The sequence below is a fragment of the Micromonospora sp. R311 genome (genome assembly GCF_056780015.1).
Genome location: NZ_JBSWCE010000099.1, coordinates 1 through 2,142, shown reverse-complemented (window position 1 = coordinate 2,142; position 2,142 = coordinate 1). Strand labels below are relative to the sequence as shown.

Here is a 2,142-nt window from a genome sequence, read left to right as displayed (position 1 = left end):
CAACAAGACCGGCGCACCCGTCACCCGGTCACTGATCGCCTACGACCACTGACCGGGATTCGGAACTACTCGTCTAGGTGCTCTAGCGTCCAGTCGATGTGCGCGCAACACGACCGGCGCTGCAACTCGTAGCGGGGCTGCACGTCGAGGGTCATCCGCGTCACGACGCCCAGGGCGCCCAGCGACAGGCGGGCGGCGGGCAACAGGCCCGCGTTGCGGCCTGGACCGATGTCCAGCGTCTCGCCGGTGCCGGTGACCAGCCGTACGCCCACCACCTGGGTGCTGAGGTTGCCGAATCCGAGCCCGGTGCCGTGGGTGCCCGTGGCGGTCGCCCCGGCGATGGACTGGTAGTCCACGTCGCCGAGGTTGTCCATCGCCAGGCCCGCCTCGTACAGGCCCTCACCGAGCGCCCTGAGCTTCGTCCCGGCCCACGCGGTGGCGTGGTCGCCGTCGTTGGCAATCACCCCGGCGAGCCGGTCCAGGCTCAGCAGGATCCCGTCGGTACGCACCAGCGCACTGGACGAGTGCCCCGAACCGACCGGCCGGATCGGTGTCCCGCCATCCCGTGCCCGCAGGACGACGGCGCGTATCTCGTCCTCGTCGACGGGTTCGGCTAACTCAGCCGGCGTGAAACGCAAGCTGCCCGACCAGTTCACGAACGACCGTCCCACCCCGACCTCCTCTGATGCCGAACCGGACGTGTCGGCTTACCCACGGACATGCCGGGTAGTCACTCGCACGGTCGCGAGCGACTGGATCGGTTGAATCCTCCCAATACGTCAGCAGCGACTTCGCCAACGCCTGCCAACGGCACGGCATCCACCGCTCAATGGGACGGATCGGCTCGTCATACGACGCCCTGGCCGAGTCGTTCTTCGCCACCCTCAAACGAGAGTTGGACGTTGACCACCGCCACTGGACCACCGAACCCGACGCCCGCCGCGACGTGTTCCGGTGGATCGCCTTCTACAACCACCGCCGAGTGCGCCACGAGGCGCCGAATCACCGAGTGGAGGTGAGAGACCTTCACCGCCTGGCCGTCGCAGCGGCCGGGTGAAGCTGGGGGCAGCCTGAACCGGGGGACGCCGGGGAGGGTGGTAAGCAGCCCCGACAACGTCGGGACGGTTCGGCACTGCCAGACGGTGTTAGCCGTCACCGAAGGTGACGACGAGTTTGCTCTTGCCCGTCATTGATCTTGAGGATGTCTGTGGCGCAACTCAGAGGGATTGCGCTTCTTCATGCGCGTCATCACCGTGAGGACGTTCATGCAGGCAGCGGCCCTCCCGTGATCCTTGATGTGGACGGTTCAATCTGGGGTGGGGCAGTTTCGTTGATCATGTCCGGCGTGTTCGCTTGTGGAGCAGCTACTGCCGCACCTGTCGGTCCGTCGATCGAGGCTGTTGAGCAGCGTGCCGGCGTGATGGTGCTGTCGGGTCGGGCTCGGGCCGCGACTGCGCGGTGCGGCCGTTGCCAGCAGCGGTCGGGCAGGGTTCATGGGCGTTGTCAACGGTCAGCTGGATCTGGCTCTGGCACGAAGTTCGTGAATGGGGGCGACCCGGCGTCCCGGGCGGCGTCCGATGTGGATGATCATGTTTCGCGTGTGACGATTATGGTATTGAGGCTCTGCTGCCTCATCTGGTGGCGTTGACGATCGTGCGAGTCTGCGCCGAGGGGCGATCGGTTCGGCTGGATATTGATGTTGCGGTCGGTGACGGGGGATGCCCGGCATGTGGGTGCAGGTCGGCGCGAGTGCACAGTCGGTACCGGCGGACGCTGGCGGACCCGGCGATCGGTGGCAGGCAGACGTTGCTACGGGTGCGTATCCGGCGGTTCTTTTGCGACAACACCGCCTGTCGCCGGCGGACGTTCGCAGAGCAGGTGCCGGGTCTGACCACACCGTATGCCCGCCGGACCCCGCTGCTGCGCGGCATCCTGGAGAAGATCGCCCTGGCTCTGGGCGACCGGCCGGGTGCACGGATGACGCGCCTGCTGGCCGTCGAGGTGTCCCGCACAACCCTGTTACGGCTGGTCCGGGCGCCGCCGGCGCCCGAGGTCGAAGCGGTCGCCCGGGTTCGACGTAATTCGGCGGGCCTGGAGGTCCTGCGAGGCGGAATGCGCTGGTCGGCGGGTCGCGAGAGGCAG

The 2,142-nt window shown here is 67.4% G+C and carries 3 protein-coding genes; 2 read left to right on the top strand and 1 reads right to left on the bottom strand.

Annotated features, from left to right (window positions below; translation table 11 throughout):
* Window positions 1-65: 65 nt before the first annotated feature.
* Window positions 66-656 (bottom strand): FAD-binding protein, encoded by a 591-nt coding sequence (locus AC1WTP_RS34290; protein ID WP_481653363.1) that lies wholly within the window; start codon window positions 654-656, stop codon window positions 66-68.
* Between the two features lie 161 nt (window positions 657-817).
* Here AC1WTP_RS34290 and AC1WTP_RS34285 point away from each other — a divergent pair, with 161 nt between their 5' ends.
* Both AC1WTP_RS34285 and AC1WTP_RS34280 read left to right on the top strand, forming a co-directional pair.
* On the top strand, window positions 818-1,057 hold the full coding sequence (locus AC1WTP_RS34285; RefSeq protein WP_255562269.1) for an integrase core domain-containing protein: 240 nt from the start codon (window positions 818-820) through the stop codon (window positions 1,055-1,057).
* A gap of 581 nt (window positions 1,058-1,638) precedes the next feature.
* The coding region (locus AC1WTP_RS34280; protein ID WP_481653362.1) for a transposase family protein at window positions 1,639-2,142 on the top strand (504 nt) is incomplete at its 3' end.